The sequence below is a fragment of the Thermobacillus xylanilyticus genome (assembly GCF_907165215.1).
In the GTDB taxonomy this organism is placed as follows: domain Bacteria; phylum Bacillota; class Bacilli; order Paenibacillales; family Paenibacillaceae; genus Thermobacillus; species Thermobacillus xylanilyticus.
Window position 1 is genome coordinate 1 of the sequence record NZ_CAJRAY010000055.1, and the last position, 2338, is coordinate 2338.

The window sequence follows — 2338 nt, forward strand, 5'->3', positions numbered from 1 at the left end:
ATGGCGTGCCTTTTGTAGAATGAACCGGCGAGTTGCGTTTGCGTGCAAGGTTAAGGCGGGGAGCCGAAGCCGGAGCGAAAGCGAGTCTGAAGAGGGCGAATGAGTACGCAGGCGCAGACCCGAAACCGGGTGATCTACCCCTGTCCAGGGTGAAGGTTCGGTAACACGGACTGGAGGCCCGAACCCACGAGCGTTGAAAAGCTCGGGGATGAGGTGGGGGTAGCGGAGAAATTCCAATCGAACTCGGAAATAGCTGGTTCTCCCCGAAATAGCTTTAGGGCTAGCCTCGGGTGTAGAGTAGCGGAGGTAGAGCACTGATAGGGTGCGGGGCCCGCCAAGGGTTACCAAGTCTTGTCAAACTCCGAATGCCGCATACTTGCTGCCCGGGAGTCAGACCATGAGTGCTAAGATCCATGGTCAAGAGGGAAACAGCCCAGATCATCAGCTAAGGCCCCCAAGTGCGTGTTAAGTGGGAAAGGATGTGGAGTTGCAAAGACAACCAGGATGTTGGCTTAGAAGCAGCCATCATTCAAAGAGTGCGTAATAGCTCACTGGTCGAGTGACTCTGCGCCGAAAATGTAACGGGGCTAAACACGCCGCCGAAGCTATGGCTACGCACACTTCGTGTGCTGGGGTAGGGGAGCGTCGGGTACGCGTTGAAGTCAGACCGGAAGGACTGGTGGAGTGTACTCGAGTGAGAATGCCGGTATGAGTAACGAAAAGATGGGTGAGAATCCCATCCGCCGAAAGCCTAAGGTTTCCTGAGGAAGGTTCGTCCGCTCAGGGTTAGTCGGGGCCTAAGGCGAGGCCGAAAGGCGTAGTCGAAGGACAACAGGTTGATATTCCTGTACCACCGTAAGCCGTTATGAGCGATGGGGTGACGCAGAAGGACAGTGACGCGGACTGCTGGAATAGTCCGTCCAAGCAGCGAGGCTGGTGTGCAGGCAAATCCGCACATCATAAGGCTGAGCTGTGACGGGGAGGGAAACTTGTAGTACCGAAGGTCATGCGTTCTGGCTGCCGAGAAAAGCCTCTAGCCAGGCGAAGGTGCCCGTACCGCAAACCGACACAGGTAGGCAAGCAGAGCATGCTGAGGCGCGCGGAAGAACTCTCGTTAAGGAACTCGGCAAAATGACCCCGTAACTTCGGGAGAAGGGGTGCCCCGGTAGGGTGAATAGCCCGAGGGGGCCGCAGTGAAAAGGCCCAAGCGACTGTTTAGCAAAAACACAGGTCTGTGCGAAGCCGCAAGGCGAAGTATACGGGCTGACGCCTGCCCGGTGCTGGAAGGTTAAGGGGAGCGGTTAGGTTTAGGCCGAAGCTGTGAACCGAAGCCCCAGTAAACGGCGGCCGTAACTATAACGGTCCTAAGGTAGCGAAATTCCTTGTCGGGTAAATTCCGACCCGCACGAATGGCGTAACGACTTGGGCGCTGTCTCAACGAGAGATCCGGTGAAATTTTAGTACCTGTGAAGATGCAGGTTACCCGCGACAAGACGGAAAGACCCCATGGAGCTTTACTGCAGCTTGATATTGGACTTTGGTACGGTCTGTACAGGATAGGTGGGAGCCTGGGAAGCCGGGGCGCCAGCTTCGGTGGAGGCGCCGTTGGGATACCACCCTGATCGTATCGAAGTTCTAACCTGGCACCGTGATCCGGTGCGGGGACCGTGTCAGGCGGGCAGTTTGACTGGGGCGGTCGCCTCCCAAAGCGTAACGGAGGCGCCCAAAGGTTCCCTCAGAATGGTTGGAAATCATTCGGAGCGTGTAAAGGCAGAAGGGAGCTTGACTGCGAGACTGACAAGTCGAGCAGGGACGAAAGTCGGGCTTAGTGATCCGGTGGTACCGAATGGAAGGGCCATCGCTCAACGGATAAAAGCTACCCTGGGGATAACAGGCTTATCTCCCCCAAGAGTCCACATCGACGGGGAGGTTTGGCACCTCGATGTCGGCTCATCGCATCCTGGGGCTGAAGTAGGTCCCAAGGGTTGGGCTGTTCGCCCATTAAAGCGGTACGCGAGCTGGGTTCAGAACGTCGTGAGACAGTTCGGTCCCTATCTGTCGCGGGCGCAGGAAATTTGAGAGGAGCTGTCCTTAGTACGAGAGGACCGGGATGGACGTACCGCTGGTGTACCAGTTGTTCCGCCAGGAGCACCGCTGGGTAGCCAAGTACGGAAGGGATAAGCGCTGAAAGCATCTAAGCGCGAAGCCCCCCTCAAGATGAGATTTCCCACTGTAAAGGTAAGACCCCTGGAAGATGACCAGGTTGATAGGTTCGAGGTGGAAGCGCGGCAACGCGTGAAGCTGACGAATACTAATCGGTCGAGGGCTTATCCTAAAT

General features: G+C 56.5%; 1 rRNA gene. It reads left to right on the forward strand.

The annotated features are described in order from the left end of the window. A 23S ribosomal RNA gene (locus tag KJQ12_RS11285) occupies window positions 1–2335 on the forward strand; the annotation flags it as partial. Window positions 2336–2338 lie beyond the last annotated feature (3 nt).